This window comes from Mycobacterium malmoense (assembly GCF_019645855.1).
Taxonomy (GTDB): Bacteria; Actinomycetota; Actinomycetes; order Mycobacteriales; family Mycobacteriaceae; genus Mycobacterium; species Mycobacterium malmoense.
The window spans coordinates 1,944,029-1,961,328 of record NZ_CP080999.1; the positions used below are offsets into that span (position 1 = coordinate 1,944,029).

A 17,300-nucleotide genomic window follows, 5' to 3' on the forward strand; every position below is an offset into this window, starting at 1 on the left:
CTCGACATCCCGCTGCCGGCGCGCGGCCGACCTGTCATCCCGGCGCGCTCCGATGCCGCCTCTGACCTGCGATAACTCTGGTGCGCGATACTGGGATTGAACCAGTGACCTCTTCCGTGTCAGGGAAGCGCTCTCCCGCTGAGCTAATCGCGCTGGGAGTTCGAACTTTGGAGGTGGAGACGGGAATCGAACCCGTGTGCACGGCTTTGCAGGCCGTTGCCTCACCACTCGGCCACTCCACCGCGGGGGATTGATGCCACTTGCACCTTCGAGCGGATGACGGGATTCGAACCCGCGACCCTCACCTTGGCAAGGTGATGCGCTACCAACTGCGCTACATCCGCGCGCAACGGACGAGATCGTCGCCCGGTGCGAAGCACGACGATAGTCCACCTGAGCGGGCGCACACAAATCTCTTGGTAGGTTGCCGCGGTAGGCTGACGCCGACGTACGTGGCGCGTTCCGCGACGTCCGCCTCGTGCTAGTCTTCGACCTCGTTCGCCTCTCGGCGCCGGTCCCGTGGCTCAGTGGAAGAGCGTCCGCTTCACACGCGGAAGGTCGCTGGTTCGATCCCAGCCGGGACCACCGGATCCTTGCACGTCAGGCGTTGGCCTTGTCAGATAACCCGGGCTCATGCCAGAAACGTGCCGGATCGGTCAGCAAATTCAGCGGTACGGTTGCCCCCGATGGTCCGGATGCGAGCTACTCCTTGATTTCGCATTAGCTCCCCAGCATGCGCGACGGCGAAGGTGGGCAACGATGACGACACGAATCGCAGCCGGCCTCGCGGCGCTGGCCGCCGCCGCATGCACCCGCGACGTTTCGGGACCACCGCCGCGGCCGGCAACGCCCGCGCCGACGAACACCCACACTGCCGCCCCGGCCTCGCCGGCACCGCCGCCGACGGTCGAGCTAAAACCGGGATCGCATTCCGCGCTGGCCGACGTCGACCTCCCAGCCGGTGTAACTTTCGGGGGCAGCAGCTCACTCGAAGAACGCTGGAACTACAACGGGTCTTATGACGACACCGTTGTGTTCCTGAGAAAGCAGTTCGCCACCGGGCGGAAGTACGACGCGCGGGGCGCGACGTGGTGGCACGACTTGCCTCCGTGCTACAGCGACACGCACGAAAGTCCGCCGGCCGGTTGGGTTTTGGACGATTCCACACTTTGGGTGTGGGCGGACGTCAACACCTCGCTCTCCGTCCAGGTTTTCCGTCCGAGCAGCACGATCACCCCTGACGAAATCGTGATCGACTACATGCGCCGGGGCAACGCATACGTGTGCAATCGGCAGTAAAGGCGCAAGACGGCGGCCGGCTCGCGCACGACCAGATCCACCGATTGAATCGCCCCAGCCGGAGCGCCAATTGGTCATCGAGGCGACAATTGAGTGTGCCCCGATGACCAGACCAAGACCCGTAAGGACGGTGGACGATGGTAGGCAACCAAGAGGGGATCGGCGTGCTGAAACTCGAATGCCCGCAAACCCATCCCGTGGGCCGGATCGTCAAGGAAGCCCCGCATCAGGCGGTCCAATACGATCCCGGGGCCACTGTCGGGCCACGCCGATTCTGGCCGGACGAAGACGAGCAGCCACAATTCAAAGCGCACTGTCGCTTCTGCGACAAACCGGTGATAGGAGCCACGACCGCGCTGCAGGACAAGCTGAACAACTTGATCGCCGACGGAGCCGAGGTCAGTGGAACCGCCACGCTGTCGTATCTGTAGCCGGGTGCGCACGGGCTCGATACATACTGAAACGGTTACAGTAGCGAGTTTAGCGGCGCGATGTTGCACCGACGGAGGCGCCGACGTGAGAGGAGTCCCGTGGCGCAGACACCGCACGACACGCCCCGCCCGCCCAACGGCGATTGGCTGGGCACCCCGTACCTCAAATTCGAGCGTCAGGGATCGATCGCGGTGTGCACGATCGACCGCCCGGAGGCGCGTAACGCCTTGACCCCGGCGATGTACTTCGGAATCCGTTGTGCCGTAGGACGTCTCAACGAGGACCCAGATTTAGCGGGGCTACTGATCACCGGAACCGGGGACGTGTTCGCACCCGGCGGCGACATGGGCGGTGGGGGCGCCGAGGACAACTGGATCACCTTCGGCGCCGCGCTGGGCATGGACGTCACACCGTTCGACGCGGTCCGCACGTCGGCCAAGCCGGTCGTCTCCGCGGTCAACGGGCTCTGCCAGGGCGGCGGCTTCCAGATCGCGTTGTGCAGCGATCTGTCGGTGGTCAGCGAGCGGGCGACCTTTCGCGTGCCGGAGCTGTTCCGCGGCTACGCCGACACCTATTACAGCCAGATGCTGCTGCGCCTCATCGGCCCGGTGCGCACCCGCGATCTGATGTTCACCGGACGGGTGCTGAGCGCCGCCGAAGCCCTCGACTGGGGCCTGGTCACCAGGGTGGTGCCGCACGAGGACCTGCTGACCACCGCGAAAGACCTACTGGCGCAATGCTGCCGGAGCGCACCGCGCGCCCGCGGTGTGATCAAGTCCAGCATCGACAACTACCTCGGCCTGTACGACCGCATCGGCATGACCAGCAGCCTGACCGATGCCGAGGCACGAGAAGGCTTCCGCGCGTTCAAGGAACGCCGCTCGCCCGATTGGGTGCACCCGGAACTGCGCGCGGAGGGACACCTGTGATCGCCCCGACTGCGGGACCAGGGGTCGTCGAGGTCGTCGTCGGCCCACGGGATGTGAATTCCAAAGATGTTGATGCGCAAGGCTTACCAGGTTGCAGGTTCGTGGTGAACTAAGGTGGGACGCAGCGCTTGTGATCAGGCTATCCTGCGTGATTCCGCGCCGGCCGACACGATCCGGGCCAGCAGCCTGCCGCCACGGACGACATCGATCGTCTCGCCGGCGGCAACCCGATCGAAACACCGGCCGGCACGCGTTCGCAGTTCGTCAAGCCCGACCCACCCGCCAGCCTCCTGTGCCGCGACTCTGACTGACCGCGCCGGTATCGGGGCCACCCTCCAGTCACCAACGGAGAGTATTCGCGCCACCAATTTGCCGCGACGGATGACATCGATCGTCTCGCCCGCGGCGACTCTTTCCAAGTAGGTGAGCGTGTGGCTCCGGAGTTGGCCTAGGCCGATCACTTCGCGCGTCCCGCTTCGATCTGTGTGTTCGGGAGCCGGTTTGTCGTGTGGGGAGCGGATGTGCGCGGAGCGCGGATGAACTGACGGGAACATGGGCGGGGTTCAGCCGGCTGGTGCCAGCATCTCCTTCCATCCGTCGTCTCCTGTTTTGGTCGAGTTTTCGACGGAGTATTTGGCTCCGTCGGGCCCTACCAGTTCACCGCTTTGGGGACTGTAGACGGCCACGGGCGGTCCGGGGGTGTAGACACACGGGTTGGGTTGTTGGCCATTGCATTGCACGGTTCCGGTTCCCGGCCGCGACAAGGGGTCGCTGGTGGGCGGTGGGGTCCCCGCCACCCGGTCGGAGGGTGCGGGGTTGAGGCCGTTGTCGACTGATGGTGCCGGGATCACCAGGCCTGGTTTGACCGGCTGGTCGCAGCGCGCCGACGGTGCGGGGCAGGTCAGGAGTTGGTTGGGGTCGCCGTACCAGGGGTTGGTCCCGGCCGGAACGTAGGGTTTGGGGTCGCGGCATTCCCGCGGCGAGGCCGCGCGCTTGCCCGGGACATCGACACAGGGAATGTTGCGTGATCCGCGCACGCTGTTGGCGGGGGTGTCCATCGGGATTTTGCAGTAGGTGCCCGAGGGCAACGGCTGCATGCTGGTGTCGGCCGGTGATCGCCACTGTGACGCCGGAATGAACCCGGTCAGACACGGCGGTGGCTGGTTGATCGACAGCGCGAGATCCAGGGCGGCCATGTTCGGGAACGGCGCGGCCACCGTCTGCGCGATCGACGCACCCTGCGGCAGGAACACCAGCACCTGCTCCACGCCGGTGTGGTACTTCTTGAGCAGGTCGATCACCACCTCGAGATTCGCCAGCGTCTGCGGCAGCGAATCCCGGACGTCGCTGAATACCTCGTTGACTTGATCGGCGGTCGGTGCCGCCTGCGACAGCACGCTTTTCAGATGCCGGTCTTGCTGGGCTGACTGTGCGGCCAACGTATTGAGGTTGTGTGCCCAGCGCTCGATGGCGTCACCGGATTTGACCTGGCTGTCGATCACTGGTCCGGAGTTCGCGATGATGTCGTTGATGTCGGTGATGTTGGTTTTGAAGTCGCCGACGATGGCTTGGGTGGAGTCGACTAGTCGTTGCAGGGCGGGGCCTAGGCCGCCGACGGATTGCGCGGTTTCGTCGAGCAGGGAGCCGATCTTGTCTTTGGGTAGTACTGCGAGTCCGCGGTTGGCGGTGTCTAGTGCTGGGCCGATCTCGGCGGGCACGGTGCCGTGGGTGATGGTTTGCCCGGGTGAGAGGTTTTTGCCGGGGTTTCCCGTGGAGACTAGGTCTAGGTATTGTTCACCGACTGCTGATACCGAGTGCACGTGGGCGATCGCGTCGGCCGGGATTTTGTAGCGGCTGTCGATGCTTATCGTGGCTTGGGCGCCGTGTTCGGTGGGTTCGACGTCGGTGACTTTGCCGATGGTGATGCCGCGGTAGGTCACGTTGGCGGTGGGGTATAGGCCTCCCGAGGCGGGTAACTCGGCCTTCAGGGTGTAGCGGCCGATGCCGGCCAGGCTCGGGATCTGTAGGTAATACACCCCGAGCACGAGCAGGGAAATGACCGTCAAGATGCCGAAGGCGACTAGCTGGCGTCGGATGAAGGGGGTCAGCAATTGCGGTCCCCCCTTTCCACCAGCGGCCCGCCCGGGGCGTCATTGGGGTTAGGGGTGTAGCGCACGTCGGGGATCATCGTCTCGGGATCACGCCCAAAAGACTGCTCAAGAGCCCGCAGCGCCCCCGACAACCCCGTCCCGGTAAGAAACGCATTATCAATCGCGCTATAGGTGACGTCGATCGTCAGCGACACATTGATGTAGTCGCCGCGGAACATCTTCGGCACTGTGTCGATGTCATAGGGCTGGGTCAGGATCAGCTTTAGTGCGCCGATCAGATATGGCGCGCCGCGGCCGAGTTCTTTGAGTGGGCATTGCAGGGCTTGCAGGTCGGTGTGCAGGGGCCCACGCGCCTCCGCCAGGTAGTGGTCGGCGGCTGCGCTGAGTCGTCCTACCGCGTCGGTGGCGTTGATGAGTAGTTGTTTGGTGTCGGCGAAATGTTTGATCAGCGGCGGGATGTCGGTCAGGACCCGATCCAGGACGTCGGCGCGCCCGCCCACGTAGGTCAGTAGCCGGTTGGTGGAGTCGATGGCGTGGGTGATGTCGTCGCGTTGTTGATTGAGTTGAGTGGTGAAGGTGTCTAGTTTGCCCAGGAAGGACCGGATCTGCTCGCCGCGGCCGTGAAAGATGGTGTAGACCTCGTTTTGCAGCACCTCCAGGTTTGGGATGCCGCCGCCGCGCAGGATCAGGGCGAGGCTGGCCAGGGTTTGCTCGGTGGTGGGATAGGCCGAGGAGTTCTTCAGCGGAATGGTGTCGCCGTCCCTGAGCGGCTGCGGGGAGGGGTTGGGTGGGGCGGCTAGCTCCACATGCTGGGATCCCAACAGGCTGGTCTGGCCGATCTTGGCGATCGCGTTCTTCGGGAGCTTGACGGACTTGTTTATCCCCAGCGTCAAGGTGGCGATCCAGTTCTTGAGCGCGATGGCGCGGATCGAACCGACGAACACATCAGCGACCATCACCTTGCTGTTGCCGTTGATCGCCAACGTGTCGGGCACCTGCACATAGACGGTGTAGGAGCCCGCCCCACTACCCGGACCACCCGGAATCGCCACATTAGAGATCCCCCGCCAACCGCACGAGCTGACCACCAGCACGACCACCAACACCACCAGCCCCTGCCAACCCCGCCGCCGGATCCAACCCAGCACGCTCGGCGCGCGCCTCACTGGCCCGCTCCTGCGTTAAGCGGTGCCGGTGTGGGAGCGACGGGACCCGGGGCCACCTCCGGCCCCGGTGGCGGTGGCAGGATGGGGTTTTCGTCGTAGGCGTTGGGGGGTCCCGGCGGGGTTTGCAGGGTCGATTGCACGGGTGCGATGTTGGGTCCGCCCATCAACTCCGCCAGTGAGTCTGGCGTCATCAGGCCCGCGGTGATCGGCCCGACCTGTTGGCCCTGCATGCCCGGGGCGACGATCCAGCCGGGTTGGGTGTTGCGGTGCGACGTCGGCGTATCCGGGCTCCAGATCCCGGGCACGGTGGTGTCTTTGTACCCGTTGGGGGGCTGTAGGCGCGGCTCGGAGTAGGCGACCTCCTTGGGCAGCACCTCGGCGGTGGAAAACAGGTTCAACCCGAACGGCGGATAGTTGAACTTGATCGCGTCAAGCACTGGGGCTAGGTATTGGGCGCATAGTTCGGCGGAATCTTGGTAGCCGAGGCGGCTGCCGGCCTGGATCGAGCTGCAGATGAACTGCATCGGATTGGCGAAGTTGATTGCCGGAATAGCAATGGCGGAACCGTGCGCCGGGTGGTAGATCTGGTCGACGTTCGCTAAGGCCGTCGGACCGACGTGCAGGAAGGTCTCCAGCCCGTTGAGTGAATCGGGTTGCAGCAGGGTGTTTGTCGCGGTGGCCAGGTTGTTGACGTCGTGGGTGAGCACCTCGCGGTTTTTGTTCAGGAACGGGCGCACCGTGGTCAGCAGCCCGTCGAGCTGGTCGATGGCGTTGGCCAGGGCGGTGTCGGAGTGTGCGAGGCGGGTGGTGAAATCGGCCAGGTTTTGGTTGAGGGCGACGAACTGCGCGTCGTCTTGGTGCAGCGCGTTGACGAACAGTGCCAGGCTTTTGACTACGGCGAAGAAGTCGCCGCGGCCCTCGTTGAGCGCGGTCAGCGCCCGCGAGAGGCTGTTGAGGGTGGTGTTGATCTGCTTGCCCTTGCCGGCCAGCCCGTCGGCGAACGAGGTGATGACCTCCCCGAACGGGCCGGTGGGCTGCTGGGGGGTGGGGCCGAGTTTGGCGATGATGTTGGTGATGCTGTTACGCAGCTGATCCCACTCCACGGGCACCTGGGTGCGCTCCTGGGGAATCACCGCGTTATCGGCCAGCACCGGCCCACCCTTATAGGCCGGCTCCAACTGAATCGCCCGTGAGGCCACCAGGGTGGGGTTGAGGATCACCGCTGAGGCGTTGGCGGGCACCTTGTATTTGTTCTGGTAGTGGAAGGTGACCTTCATCGTGTCCCCGGCCGGTTCGATCGCATCGATCGCGCCCACGCGTAGGCCCATGATTTGGACCTTGTCTCCGGCATACAGGGCGTTGGCCGCCGGGAAATAGGCCACCACCGTGTTGTTGGTCAGCTTTTCGTAGAGCCGCCAGCCGACGTAGCCGATGATCAGGGCCAGCACGATGACCAGGGTTCCGAGGATCACCGACGTGCGGGACAGCTTGGGTAGCCGGATGTTGCGGATGTCAAAGATGGTGCTCAATTCTGGCTACCCCCTCCCGCCGCGCCGCTGCCTCCCGCACCGCCGGGGTTGATAAACGGGGCCGGCAGCTGCTCACCGGGCCCGGGTGGTGCCGGCGGGCCCGGGGGCAGGCCCGGCGCGAACGTCGATGGCGGCGGTGTGGGTCCGGCCGGCGCCAGGTTCTCGGTGCGCGCGCCCGGCGGCGCCTGCGTGGGGAGCGGCACCGGGGTGCCGACAACATTGGGAGCCGGTTCACCTGGGCGCCCGGCGATCGGGATGCCCGGTGTGGGCGGCAGACCACCGGGATTCGGCGACCCCGCCACATCGATCGGGGCCGGGAAGCCCGGCCCGCCGAAGGGGCCAGCGGCAGCACCCGCGCAGGGCAGCGGGTTGTCGGGCCGGGGTAGCCCGTCGGCCGCTGGGGTGTAGGAGCAGGGCGATCCGGGTGGGACGGCCGGCCCGGGATGCTCCGGGGTGCCTTCGAGCGCCGGCGGCGCCGGCGGCGGCGCACCGTTGGGGAACCGGGTGCCGTTGGGGTCGGGCCACCGGAATTCGGGCAGTCCGGCGCTGCGCCAGAAGTTCTCCGGGTCAAGACCACGCTTCTTAAAGGCGGCATCGATGAACGGCTGCACAAGCCAACCCGGTGCCAGGTTGTGCAGCACCGCCTTGAAGAACGGGCCCGACGCGATGGCCTCGTTGAGCGACGGCAGGAACTTGCCGACCTCGGTGAGTCCGGTAGCCAAGTCGTCTTTGCGTTGGACCAGGATGTCGCTGAGCGAGTGGAGCTGTTCGAGTACGTGGTTGAGGTTGGGGTTGTCGTTGATCAAGCCCTTGACCTGTTCGGAGAACGCGGCGACGTTGCCCAGCAACGCGTCGATGGCGTGGCCGCGTTCGTTGAAGGCGGCCAGCAGTGTCTTGGCGTTGACCAGCGCCCGGTCGATCTGCTCGCTGCGGTCGCCCAGCACGCTGGCCACCTGGTTGGCCTGGGCCAGCAGATGGGTGACCTGCTCGTCGCGTTTGCCGATGGTGTCGGAGAACTTGGCCACCCCATCGAGCGCGGCGCTCAGGTGCGGGTAGGTCGCATCGATGGTCTGCGACAACACGTGCAGCGACTCTTTGACGGTGTCGATGTCCCAGCCCTGCGCGGCCTTGGTGACGTCGAAGAACGCGTCGTAAATCTGGTAGGGGGTGGTGCTTTGGCCCAGCGGCAACGCGGCCCCGGGCCGTAACGTCTGGCTACCGCGCGGTTGAACCTCGAGGATCTTCTTACCCAAAATGGTGTCGGTCTTGATCGCCAACCGGCTCTCGGTGCCGATTGTGTTGGCGCCGATGGAGAACTTCAGCACGATGTGGTCGCCGTCGATCTTGAGGCCCTCCACCTTGCCGACGTCCACCCCGGCGATGCGCACCTTGTCCCCGGTGTTAATGCCCCCCGAATCGGTGAACTGCCCGTAATAGGCCGGCTTGGCCATCAGCATGGGGACGCTGGTGAAGCTTTGACCCACGCCGATGACCAAGGCCGTCACCAGAATGCCCATGATCCCAATGCGCAGCCGATTGGGGGGTTCCAGTGTTCTCATTGCGGCGTGCACCTACCGGTCGGCTGGTTGAGGAGCCGGACGGTGCGGACGGGGCCGCCGGACTGTAGACCGTTGAGCTTGAGCGTGATGTCGCAGGCGTAGAAGTTGACGAAGTCGCCGTAGGAGCCGATGCCGCGTCCGATCATGTTCAACGCGGTCGGGATCTTGTGGACGAAGTCGTTGAGCTGGTCGCGCTGGCTGACGAGCGGCTGCTGCATCGCGTCGAGGTAGTTGAGGCTCTTGCGTAACAGCGCGCGGTCTTCGGCCAGCAGATCGGCGACCGTGCCCGCGGCGTTGCTGATGTGGGCGGTCCCCCCCGCCAGCTGATCGCCGTGGTCTTTGAGCCCGGTGATGAGCACCTCGAGGTGGTTGACGGTCTGATCGAACTGCTGGCGATGCCGCACCGTGGTGTCCAACACGATGTTGAGGTTGGTGATCACCTCACCGATCGCCTGATCACGCTCGCCCAGCCGTGTGGTCAGTTGCGCGGTCTGATCCAAGATGTCGTTAAGGGTGCCGCCCTGACCCTGAAACACCGTGACCAGGGCGGTGGCGATGGTATTGACCTTCTGCGGGTCCAGCGCCCGAAACAAGGGTTTGAACCCGCCGATCAGCGCGTCCAGATCTAGGGCCGGCGCGGTCCGCGCCAGCGGGATGAATCCGCCTGGCGGCAAGACCTTCTCGGCGCCTTCGCCCTGACCGCGTTTGAGCTCCAGGTAGCGGTTGCCGATCAGGTCCAGGTAGCGGATCTGGGCGGTCGTGGACTCATACAGCGGCACCGCGCGATCCACGGCGAACTCCACCCGCGCCCGCCTACCGCCCTCGACCAGATGCACCGAGGAGACTTTGCCGATCTCCACCCCCGAGGCGCGCACGAACTGACCCTGTCGCAGACCGCTGACATTGGCGAACTCCGCCGAATACCCGTAGGTGCGGTCAAAACGCATCTGACCGAACACCACGATGATCATCACGGTAAAGATCAACAGCACCACCGAGAAGGCGCTGAGCCGCACGAGGGTACCGGTGATTTTCATGGGTTGATCGTGTTATCCCCGACTTGGCGGCCCCAGACATACTCGAGCGCATACGGCGAACCGGTCTCCAGATGGTTATACGGCGCAATGCTGGCGCCGGTGTCCATCACCAATTCGGGTGCCGGCCACAGATTACGAGTGATCTGCTGCCAGCACCCCGGGGCGCCTCCCGGTCCACCGCGGGCGTTCACCCGCGGCAAATTCTCCGGATAGACATAAGGATTCGGCGCACCGGCTACGACGCCGCCGACTAGCGATCCGGCTACCGATGCCGCTCCGGCTACCGCTGCCAGGGGGTTCAGCAGCAGACCCAGCGCCGACAGCAGCTCGCTATGGGCATTTAACGAGTAGCCATTGCCGCCGCCTTGGAACACGGCGGTCTTGGGTTCGGCGTCGTGGTAGTTGCGGATGGTGCAGAACAGCTCCGGGCTGTAGGTGTCCAGCAGTTGGGCCGAGGGCACCAGGTCGGCGGCGCCGCGCGCCAGATACGGTCCGCCGCGGCCGAAGATGTCGGCGCCGGTGTTGCCGAACCCGGCCGCCGACAACAACGCCTGATCGAGATCCTTTTGCTGCGCGTTAAGGGTGCGCGAGGTGATCACCGCGTTGTTGAGGAAGTCGAACAGATCCGGTGAGGCGGCGGCGTAGGTGTCACCCAGATCCGCCAACTGCGCAATGTCGCGGCGGGCCTGCGGCATCCGCGGATTGACATCATCGAGGATCGCGTTGGCGTTAACGATCGACTGCCCGAACCGATCACCGAGCCCGGCCAGCGACTGCGCGGCCGCCGACAGCGTCAGGTTCAACTTGACCGGATCCACCTTTTCCGCGATCGAGGTGATGGTCTGAAACAACGTGTTGATCTCGGTGGTCACCGACCTCGCATCAATCACGGTGTGCGGGGTAATGCGTTGCGGGGACGGGTTTTTCGGCGTCGTCAACGACACATACTTACCGCCGAACACCGTGGTCGCCTTGATATCGGCATCCACATTGGCCGGAATCAACTCCAGGTATCGCGGGTAGACGTCCAGGCTGAACTTGGCCGCCGGCCGTCCATCGCGCACGGTCTCCGAGATAGAACCCACCCGGCCGATCTGCACCCCGTTATAGGTGACCTTCGAGCCCGGATCCATCACCAACCCCGCCCGCGAGGCCACCATCGTCAACCGGGTCGTGGGCGTGAAATCACCCCGGAATTGCCCATACACCAACACCAAAACCAGCGCCCCGACGACCAGCAAGATGATCCCGGCCAACTTATACGGCGGGTTGCGCGGGGCATTGATCTTGGCGGGTGCTGTCATGGCCGCTACACCGTGAGCGCGAAGTTGGGGTTGACGCCGTAAAGCGCCAACGCGAACAGCAGGACGACGACTTGCACTGATGCCAGCGAGAAGCGCATTGACCGGCCGACGGCCTCACCCACACCGACCGGCCCGCCGCCCGCGTTATACCCGTAGAAACAGTGGGTGATCATCACGATTGCGGTGATGAGGATGATTTCCACGAACGACCAGAACACGTCGTTGGGCCGCAAAAACGTGCGGAAATAGTGGTCATAAGTGCCGTTGGACTGGCCATACAACAAGGTGGTGACGACTTGCGGGGACAGAAACGACATGATCGTTGCCAGCGCGTAGAGCGGGATGATCACCACCAGCCCGGCCATAATTCGGGTGGAGGCAAGAAATGAAATCGCGTTGATGCCCATCACTTCCAGGGCGTCGATCTCCTCGCTGATCCGCATCGCCCCCAACTCCGCGGTCGCCCCGGCACCGACCGTGGCGGCCATCGCGATGCCGGTGACGACGGGGCCGGCGATGCGCACGTTGACCATTGCGGCCAGGAACCCGGTGAAAGTTTCGAGACCGATGTTGCCCAGCGAGGCGAAGCCCTGGATGGCGACCAGCGAGCTACCCGACAGGGTCACAAAACTGACGATCGCCACGGTGCCGCCGAGGACGGCCATCGCGCCGGTGCCCATGCCGATCTGGGCGATCAGCCGCAGCGTCTCCTTGCGGTAGCTCCGGAGCGCATTGGGGATGTGGCCGATGCTGATCGCGGTGAACCAGGCTAACTGGCCCGTCTGGTCCAGTCCCCGGCCTGCAGCCCCGCCGTAGTGGTTGAGGTTTTCGGCCGCTCGGGGGAAGCGGGCGCGCAACACGGCGGTGGTCGACATGTCAGTGCCCCGTTCCGAATCGCACACCGATCGTGGTCAACACCACGTTGACCGCATACAGCGCGACCACGCACAACACGACGGTCTCGTTGACCGCGGTGCCCAGCCCCTTGGAGCCCCCACGCACGGTCAGCCCGCGAAAACAGCCGACCAGCCCCGCGATCAGGCCGAACATCGCGGCCTTGGCGATGGCGATGACCACCTCGGGCAGGCCGGTGATGGTGGTCAGGGTGGCCAGATACGCCCCGCCCGACACGTTTTGCAGATACACCCCGAACAGGTAGCCGCCCACCAGACCGACCGTGATCACCAAGCCGTTCAGCAGTGTGGAAACCACGGTCGCGGCGACCACCCGGGGCACCACCAGCCGGTGAATCGGGTCGATGCCCAACACCTCCATCGCGTCGATCTCCTCGCGGATGGTGCGCGCACCCAAATCCGCGCAGATCGCCGTCGACCCCGCGCCGGCCACCACCAACACCGTGGTCAACGGGCCCAACTGGGTGACCGCGCCGAGCGCCGCACCGGCGCCGGAGAGGTCGGCGGCACCGAACTGGATCAACAGGATATTCAGCGTGAAGATCAGCAAGACGGTCAGCGGAATCGTGACCATGATGGTCGGCAGCGACGCCACCCGCATGATGAACCAGCACTGCAAGATGAACTCGCGCCACTGAAAGGGCCAGCGGAACAACGCTTTTCCAGTCAGCACACACATCCGGAAAAACCCACCGACGAGGGTCAGCGGCGTCTGCAGCTGATCACGCAGATAACCAACCAGGTAGGGGCCCCGAGGACTCGTCGACGTTGAAGGCATTCTGGCCTGATTTCAGCTGCCGTGCTTGGCGATCCACTCGGCCTGCAGCCCCATCAGCTGGATCACGCCCAGTTCCGGCAAGGTTGGGTCGAGGTAGCGGTAGTGCTGGTAAAGGTTGGTGACGATCCGCTCGGCGTCGAGCCATTTCGCGTATTCACCGAGGTCGATGGAATCGGCCGCTTCGATGAATGTTTGCCCTTTGCGGTGTGCTATCTCCGCGTACTCCTTGATGAAGCTCAGGTAGTCGCGAACGGCGCGGATGCCATCGGCGTCGGTGACGGGACCGTGCCCGGGCACGACGATCTCGGCGTCGAGCCCGATCATGGTGTCGCAGGCGGTGACCCAATTGCTGATCGGCCCCTCCCAGACGACCGGGGTGCCGCCGATGAACAACAAGTCCCCGGCGAAGAGCACCCCGGCATCGGGCACATGCACCACCGAGTCGGCGGCGGTATGCGCCGGGCCCAGGTTCAGGACGCGAACGCTGCGCCCGCCGACGTCCAGTACCAGTTCGCGGTCGAAGGTCTCGTCGGCGAATCGCAGGTCTACCCCGGAGAAGTCGAAGGGACCGAAGCGATCCTTGAGATAGGGCGTCAAGGCGGGACCGAGATCGGCGAGGGTGGCGACGCGCAGCAACTCCGGCGCCGGTTCGTGACGCATCTCGGTGTCGGTTCCCTCGGCGGCCACAATACGAACCGCCTTGTCCAGCAGCTGATTCCCATGAGTGTGATCGCCGTTCGAGTGGGTCATGACCGCCCAACGCAGCGGATGGCGATCGGTGATCGGTGCCATCGCCTCCAACATTTCGCGGGTCAGGTGCAAGTCGAACAGGGTGTCGACCAGCAGCGACGCCCCGTCGCCGGCAACGAGTCCCGCGTTGCTCCAGCCGTAGCCGCCGTCGGGCGCCAGCCACGCCCAGATATCGGCGCCGAGATCGTGTAGTCCCTTGGTGTAGGGCACTTTTCGGGCCGGGGCCGGGTTGGGAGGCCGATGAGGTATCCGCGCGTCGGGATTGTGGCGCGGGGCAAGGGCGGCGACCGGGCGGGGGTATCGGCGCACCGCCTGGCGAAGCGCACCCAGGCCTTCGACCTCGAGGGTGACGGTGTCGCCGTCGCGCAGCCATCCGGAGAATCCGGCGAGATCGTCGAGCCGGAGGTGTTCGACCAGCGTGCACGTTGGCACGGTGCCCGAGCCGAAGATGTCACCGGGCCGCAGTTCCACACCCCGGGAGGCATACGAAATCACCTCGGAGAACGACCAATCCATGTCGGCGGTGGTGCCGGTGCCCACCACGCGATCGTTGACCCGCGCCGTCACGTTCAGCGCGAGGCGGCCGTCGCGTTGAAAGCCGACGAGTTCGTCCGCGGTGACGAGATAGGGTCCCAGCGTCAGTGCGCAGTCCTTGCTCTTGCCCTGCCCGATCGCCAGCACCGTCTCGGCGAGCTGCAAATCCCGGGCGGACCAGTCGTTGTAGATCATGTAGCCGACGATGTGGTCCTGCGCCTGCTCGGGCGTGAGGTCGATACCGCCCGGGCCGATGACCGCCCCGATTTCGAGCTCGAAGTCAAACCAGGTGCTGCCCGGAGCCATGTAGACGTCGTCGAAGGGCCCCAGGACCGTTGCGGGACAGGCGAAGTAGAAGGCCGGAATCTCATACCACCGGTCGTGCAGGGTTCGCTCGCGCCCGGCGGCAACCTGGCAGTTGCGCATGTGCTCGAGAAAGCACAAGAAGTCGCGGATCGACGGCGGTTTGGGGATCGGGGCCCGCAGCACGACGTCGTTGAGTGCAACGACGGCGTCGGGCTCTGCCAGCGCATGTTCACCCACTTCGCGTAGGGCTTCCGCACCGCCACCGATCAGGTCAACCAGGTTGACGCCGGCGCCCAGCGCGTGAATTTGACTGTCGCGCACCACGCCAACCCGATCGGAACCGTCAAGGTCGAACGTCACCCAGCGCATCAGCACTCCGTGTGTTAGTTGTCATTTTCTATGTTGGTTAACATAGACCGTGACGTCGGTGCTGTAAATATGTGATTACAAGATGTGGACCAACCGAAGGGAGGGCTGTGCCGACTCGTCGTGCAGACACCAGCGCCGAAAGCCGGCAACTGCTCATGCGTGCGGCGGCCGAGGTTATCGGCGAACGAGGATTTCGCCGGGCGACCATCGCCGAGATTGCCGAGCGCGCCGGGATCAGCCGCGGATCGATCCCGTGGCACTTCGGCAACAAGGAGGGGCTGTTGGCCGCGGTGATCGAGCAGTTCATCGACGACGTGGCCGACAGGTTCGTCGTCAACGAGCCGGGGTCGGCGCGCGAGATTGCCGGCGCTCTGGATGCCGCCATGCTCTTTGTGCAGGTGCCCGAGATCCGTTGGCTGATCATGGTTATCGCCGAGGCGATCGAGGAGGATTCCTCACTGGCTCCGTGGTATGCCAAACTCCACGAGGCGATGCGCGCCCAGATTCGGGGCTGGGTGCGTCCCGAGCATCTTCCCGATGGCGTCACGCCAGACGGGTGGGCGATCGTCGTTATGGCCGCGGTGATGGGAATCCACCAGCAGTGGCGGATTTCTCCTGACGCCGTGGACCTGAATCACGCCGCATCGACGTTGGAGACGCTGGTGCTGTCCTCGTTGCGCTCGCCAACTCGATCCCGGTCCGGCCCGCGGGCCAGGCGTTAGCCAACCTGGCGGTCGCGTCCGGCCCACCACCGCGCCCGAATGGCCTTCTTGTCGATCTTGCCGGCGGGAGTCTTGGGAAGCGCATCGGTGAAGTGGACGCGTTTGGGGGCGGCGACACTGCCAAGCGCGCCCCTGACGGAGTCGATGACCGCGCCCTCGCTGGGCTCGCGGCCCCGGGCGGGCACCACGACCGCGGTAACCATCTCGCCCCATTTATCGTCGGGCACCCCGATGACCGCACACTCGAGCACATCTTGCCTGGCCAAAATCGCGGCCTCGACCTCGGCGGTGAAGACATTGACGCCGCCCGTGACGACCATGTCCTTCTTCCGGTCCACGATGTAGAGAAAGCCGTCCCCGTCGAGGTAGCCGACGTCGCCCGTATGGTGCCAGCCGTGTTGTCGAACCTGCGCCGTGGCCTCGGGCATGTCGTGGTATTCGCTGACCACCAGCCCGCCACGGACGACGATCTCCCCGCGCTCACCGACCTCGAGCAGCCGTCCGTCCTCGTCCATCGTGGCGACAATCGTCGAGAGCGTCGCCCGCCCCGCACTGGCGAGACGTTCGGGATGTTCGCCCGCCACCGCCCGCGTGACGGTGTGGGGATCCAGATAGGAGATCATCATCGGGGCTTCGACCTGTCCGTAACACTGACAGAGGCAGGGGCCGAAAGCCTCCACGCCCCGCGCAAGCTTCTGGGGCGAAACCGGCGAGGCCGCCAACAAGAGCATGCGCAGGCTTGAGGTGTCGTAATTCCCGGAGGCGGCGCTGTCGAGTAATGCGTAATACGCCGTGGGCGGCAGAAAGAGGTGACTTACCCGATGCGCCTCAATGGCCTCCAGAACGGCGTGCGGTTCAAAACCGTTGTGCACGACCGTTGTTGAACCGATGCTGGCCAAAACCAGCGCGGTGAGGCCGGCGGCATGCGTGATCGGCGTGACCATAAGATTGACCGGATCGTTGGCCCGCGGCCAGTTCGCCAATGCTAACTCTGTCATCGCCGTGAAGTGACGGTTGCGTACCACAACACCTTTGGCCGCACCGGTCGTGCCACCGGTGGGCATCAGCGCCATCACAGCATCGGGGGCGCCGAATGGATCGCTCCAATCCGGGATATCGGTGCCCGTTCCCGCGCTGATGAATGCGTCGAGATCGTCGATGCAGACCGGTCGCCGCAGGCCGGGAGCGGCCCGCTGTAGGGCGTCGGCTTGCTCGGCGTAACTGGAATGGAAAAACAGCCAGCGGGGTTTGGTGTAGCGCACGTACTCGGCCGACGCCGCGGGCGGGTTACCGGCATTGAGCGGGATCCACGTCCCGCCCGCGCGCCACAGACCGAGCATCACCGCGAAGGTGCGCGGGTCGTTGGGCGCAAGTACGGCGACGCCATCGCCGAGTTGGAAGCCCTGGGCATAAAGCACCCGAGCGATTCCCCATGACAGGTCCTGCCCCTGTTGGAACGTCAACGTGAGGTCCTCGCCGACGGCCAGCGGCCGGCCGGGCTCGAGGGCGACACCCTTATCGAAGTAGTCGATGACGCGCACTCGTCTCCCTCTGCCGATGT

The 17,300-nt window shown here is 64.9% G+C and carries 14 protein-coding genes and 4 tRNA genes; 5 read left to right on the top strand and 13 right to left on the bottom strand.

All coding sequences use genetic code 11. The annotated features are described in order from the left end of the window. Window positions 1–78: 78 nt before the first annotated feature. The 3 genes from K3U93_RS09140 to K3U93_RS09150 form a co-directional block, all read right to left on the bottom strand. Window positions 79–153 (bottom strand) — tRNA-Val (locus tag K3U93_RS09140). A gap of 15 nt (window positions 154–168) precedes the next feature. Beyond that, window positions 169–242, bottom strand: a tRNA-Cys gene (locus K3U93_RS09145). A 29-nt stretch (window positions 243–271) separates the two neighbouring features. Next, window positions 272–344, bottom strand: a tRNA-Gly gene (locus tag K3U93_RS09150). A gap of 169 nt (window positions 345–513) precedes the next feature. Between K3U93_RS09150 and K3U93_RS09155 the strand changes: the two genes are divergently transcribed. The 4 genes from K3U93_RS09155 (at window position 514) to K3U93_RS09170 (ending at window position 2,660) form a co-directional block, all read left to right on the top strand. Further along, window positions 514–585, top strand: a tRNA-Val gene (locus K3U93_RS09155). A 174-nt stretch (window positions 586–759) separates the two neighbouring features. Further along, on the top strand, window positions 760–1,299 hold the full coding sequence (locus K3U93_RS09160) for a hypothetical protein (protein ID WP_071510867.1): 540 nt from the start codon (window positions 760–762) through the stop codon (window positions 1,297–1,299). Between the two features lie 137 nt (window positions 1,300–1,436). Continuing rightward, entirely contained in the window at window positions 1,437–1,730 is a 294-nt protein-coding gene (locus tag K3U93_RS09165; RefSeq protein ID WP_071510868.1) for a hypothetical protein, read from the top strand. Window positions 1,731–1,790: 60 nt separating this feature from the next. Continuing rightward, entirely contained in the window at window positions 1,791–2,660 is an 870-nt protein-coding gene (locus K3U93_RS09170) for an enoyl-CoA hydratase/isomerase family protein (RefSeq protein ID WP_420915386.1), read from the top strand. A gap of 563 nt (window positions 2,661–3,223) precedes the next feature. On the opposite strand, the gene K3U93_RS09175 is transcribed toward K3U93_RS09170, so the two are convergent. From K3U93_RS09175 to K3U93_RS09215, 9 genes are read right to left on the bottom strand one after another with little or no spacing between them, the layout of a single operon-like run. Further along, window positions 3,224–4,771: a virulence factor Mce family protein gene (locus K3U93_RS09175; protein ID WP_220688601.1), complete on the bottom strand. Its 1,548-nt coding sequence runs from the start codon at window positions 4,769–4,771 to the stop codon at window positions 3,224–3,226. Further along, window positions 4,765–5,937, bottom strand: a complete 1,173-nt coding sequence (locus tag K3U93_RS09180; RefSeq protein ID WP_230981619.1) for a virulence factor Mce family protein — start codon at window positions 5,935–5,937, stop codon at window positions 4,765–4,767. The genes K3U93_RS09175 and K3U93_RS09180 overlap by 7 nt, the downstream gene beginning before the upstream one ends. After that, on the bottom strand, window positions 5,934–7,466 hold the full coding sequence (locus K3U93_RS09185) for a virulence factor Mce family protein (protein WP_083013048.1): 1,533 nt from the start codon (window positions 7,464–7,466) through the stop codon (window positions 5,934–5,936). The genes K3U93_RS09180 and K3U93_RS09185 overlap by 4 nt, the downstream gene beginning before the upstream one ends. Continuing rightward, complete coding sequence (locus K3U93_RS09190; protein WP_083013047.1) at window positions 7,463–9,025, bottom strand: virulence factor Mce family protein; 1,563 nt, start codon at window positions 9,023–9,025, stop codon at window positions 7,463–7,465. The genes K3U93_RS09185 and K3U93_RS09190 overlap by 4 nt, the downstream gene beginning before the upstream one ends. After that, a complete protein-coding gene (locus K3U93_RS09195; RefSeq protein ID WP_220688602.1) occupies window positions 9,022–10,062 on the bottom strand; it encodes a virulence factor Mce family protein in 1,041 nt (346 codons plus the stop codon). The genes K3U93_RS09190 and K3U93_RS09195 overlap by 4 nt, the downstream gene beginning before the upstream one ends. After that, window positions 10,059–11,366, bottom strand: a complete 1,308-nt coding sequence (locus K3U93_RS09200; protein WP_220688603.1) for an MCE family protein — start codon at window positions 11,364–11,366, stop codon at window positions 10,059–10,061. Before K3U93_RS09200 ends, K3U93_RS09195 begins: the two co-directional genes overlap by 4 nt. A gap of 5 nt (window positions 11,367–11,371) precedes the next feature. Beyond that, the gene (locus K3U93_RS09205; protein ID WP_083011335.1) at window positions 11,372–12,241 is read right to left on the bottom strand and encodes an MlaE family ABC transporter permease; all 870 of its coding nucleotides are present in this window, start codon (window positions 12,239–12,241) and stop codon (window positions 11,372–11,374) included. A 1-nt stretch (window position 12,242) separates the two neighbouring features. Beyond that, window positions 12,243–13,058, bottom strand: a complete 816-nt coding sequence (locus K3U93_RS09210) for an MlaE family ABC transporter permease (protein WP_220688604.1) — start codon at window positions 13,056–13,058, stop codon at window positions 12,243–12,245. A gap of 12 nt (window positions 13,059–13,070) precedes the next feature. Further along, complete coding sequence (locus K3U93_RS09215) at window positions 13,071–15,017, bottom strand: fumarylacetoacetate hydrolase family protein (RefSeq protein WP_083011397.1); 1,947 nt, start codon at window positions 15,015–15,017, stop codon at window positions 13,071–13,073. 107 nt (window positions 15,018–15,124) lie between these two features. Between K3U93_RS09215 and K3U93_RS09220 the strand changes: the two genes are divergently transcribed. Then, window positions 15,125–15,739, top strand: a complete 615-nt coding sequence (locus tag K3U93_RS09220; protein WP_071511481.1) for a TetR/AcrR family transcriptional regulator — start codon at window positions 15,125–15,127, stop codon at window positions 15,737–15,739. On the opposite strand, the gene K3U93_RS09225 is transcribed toward K3U93_RS09220, so the two are convergent. After that, on the bottom strand, window positions 15,736–17,280 hold the full coding sequence (locus tag K3U93_RS09225; protein WP_083011338.1) for an AMP-binding protein: 1,545 nt from the start codon (window positions 17,278–17,280) through the stop codon (window positions 15,736–15,738). The two genes, K3U93_RS09220 and K3U93_RS09225, sit on opposite strands and share 4 nt — an antisense overlap. Between the last annotated feature and the right edge of the window lie 20 nt (window positions 17,281–17,300).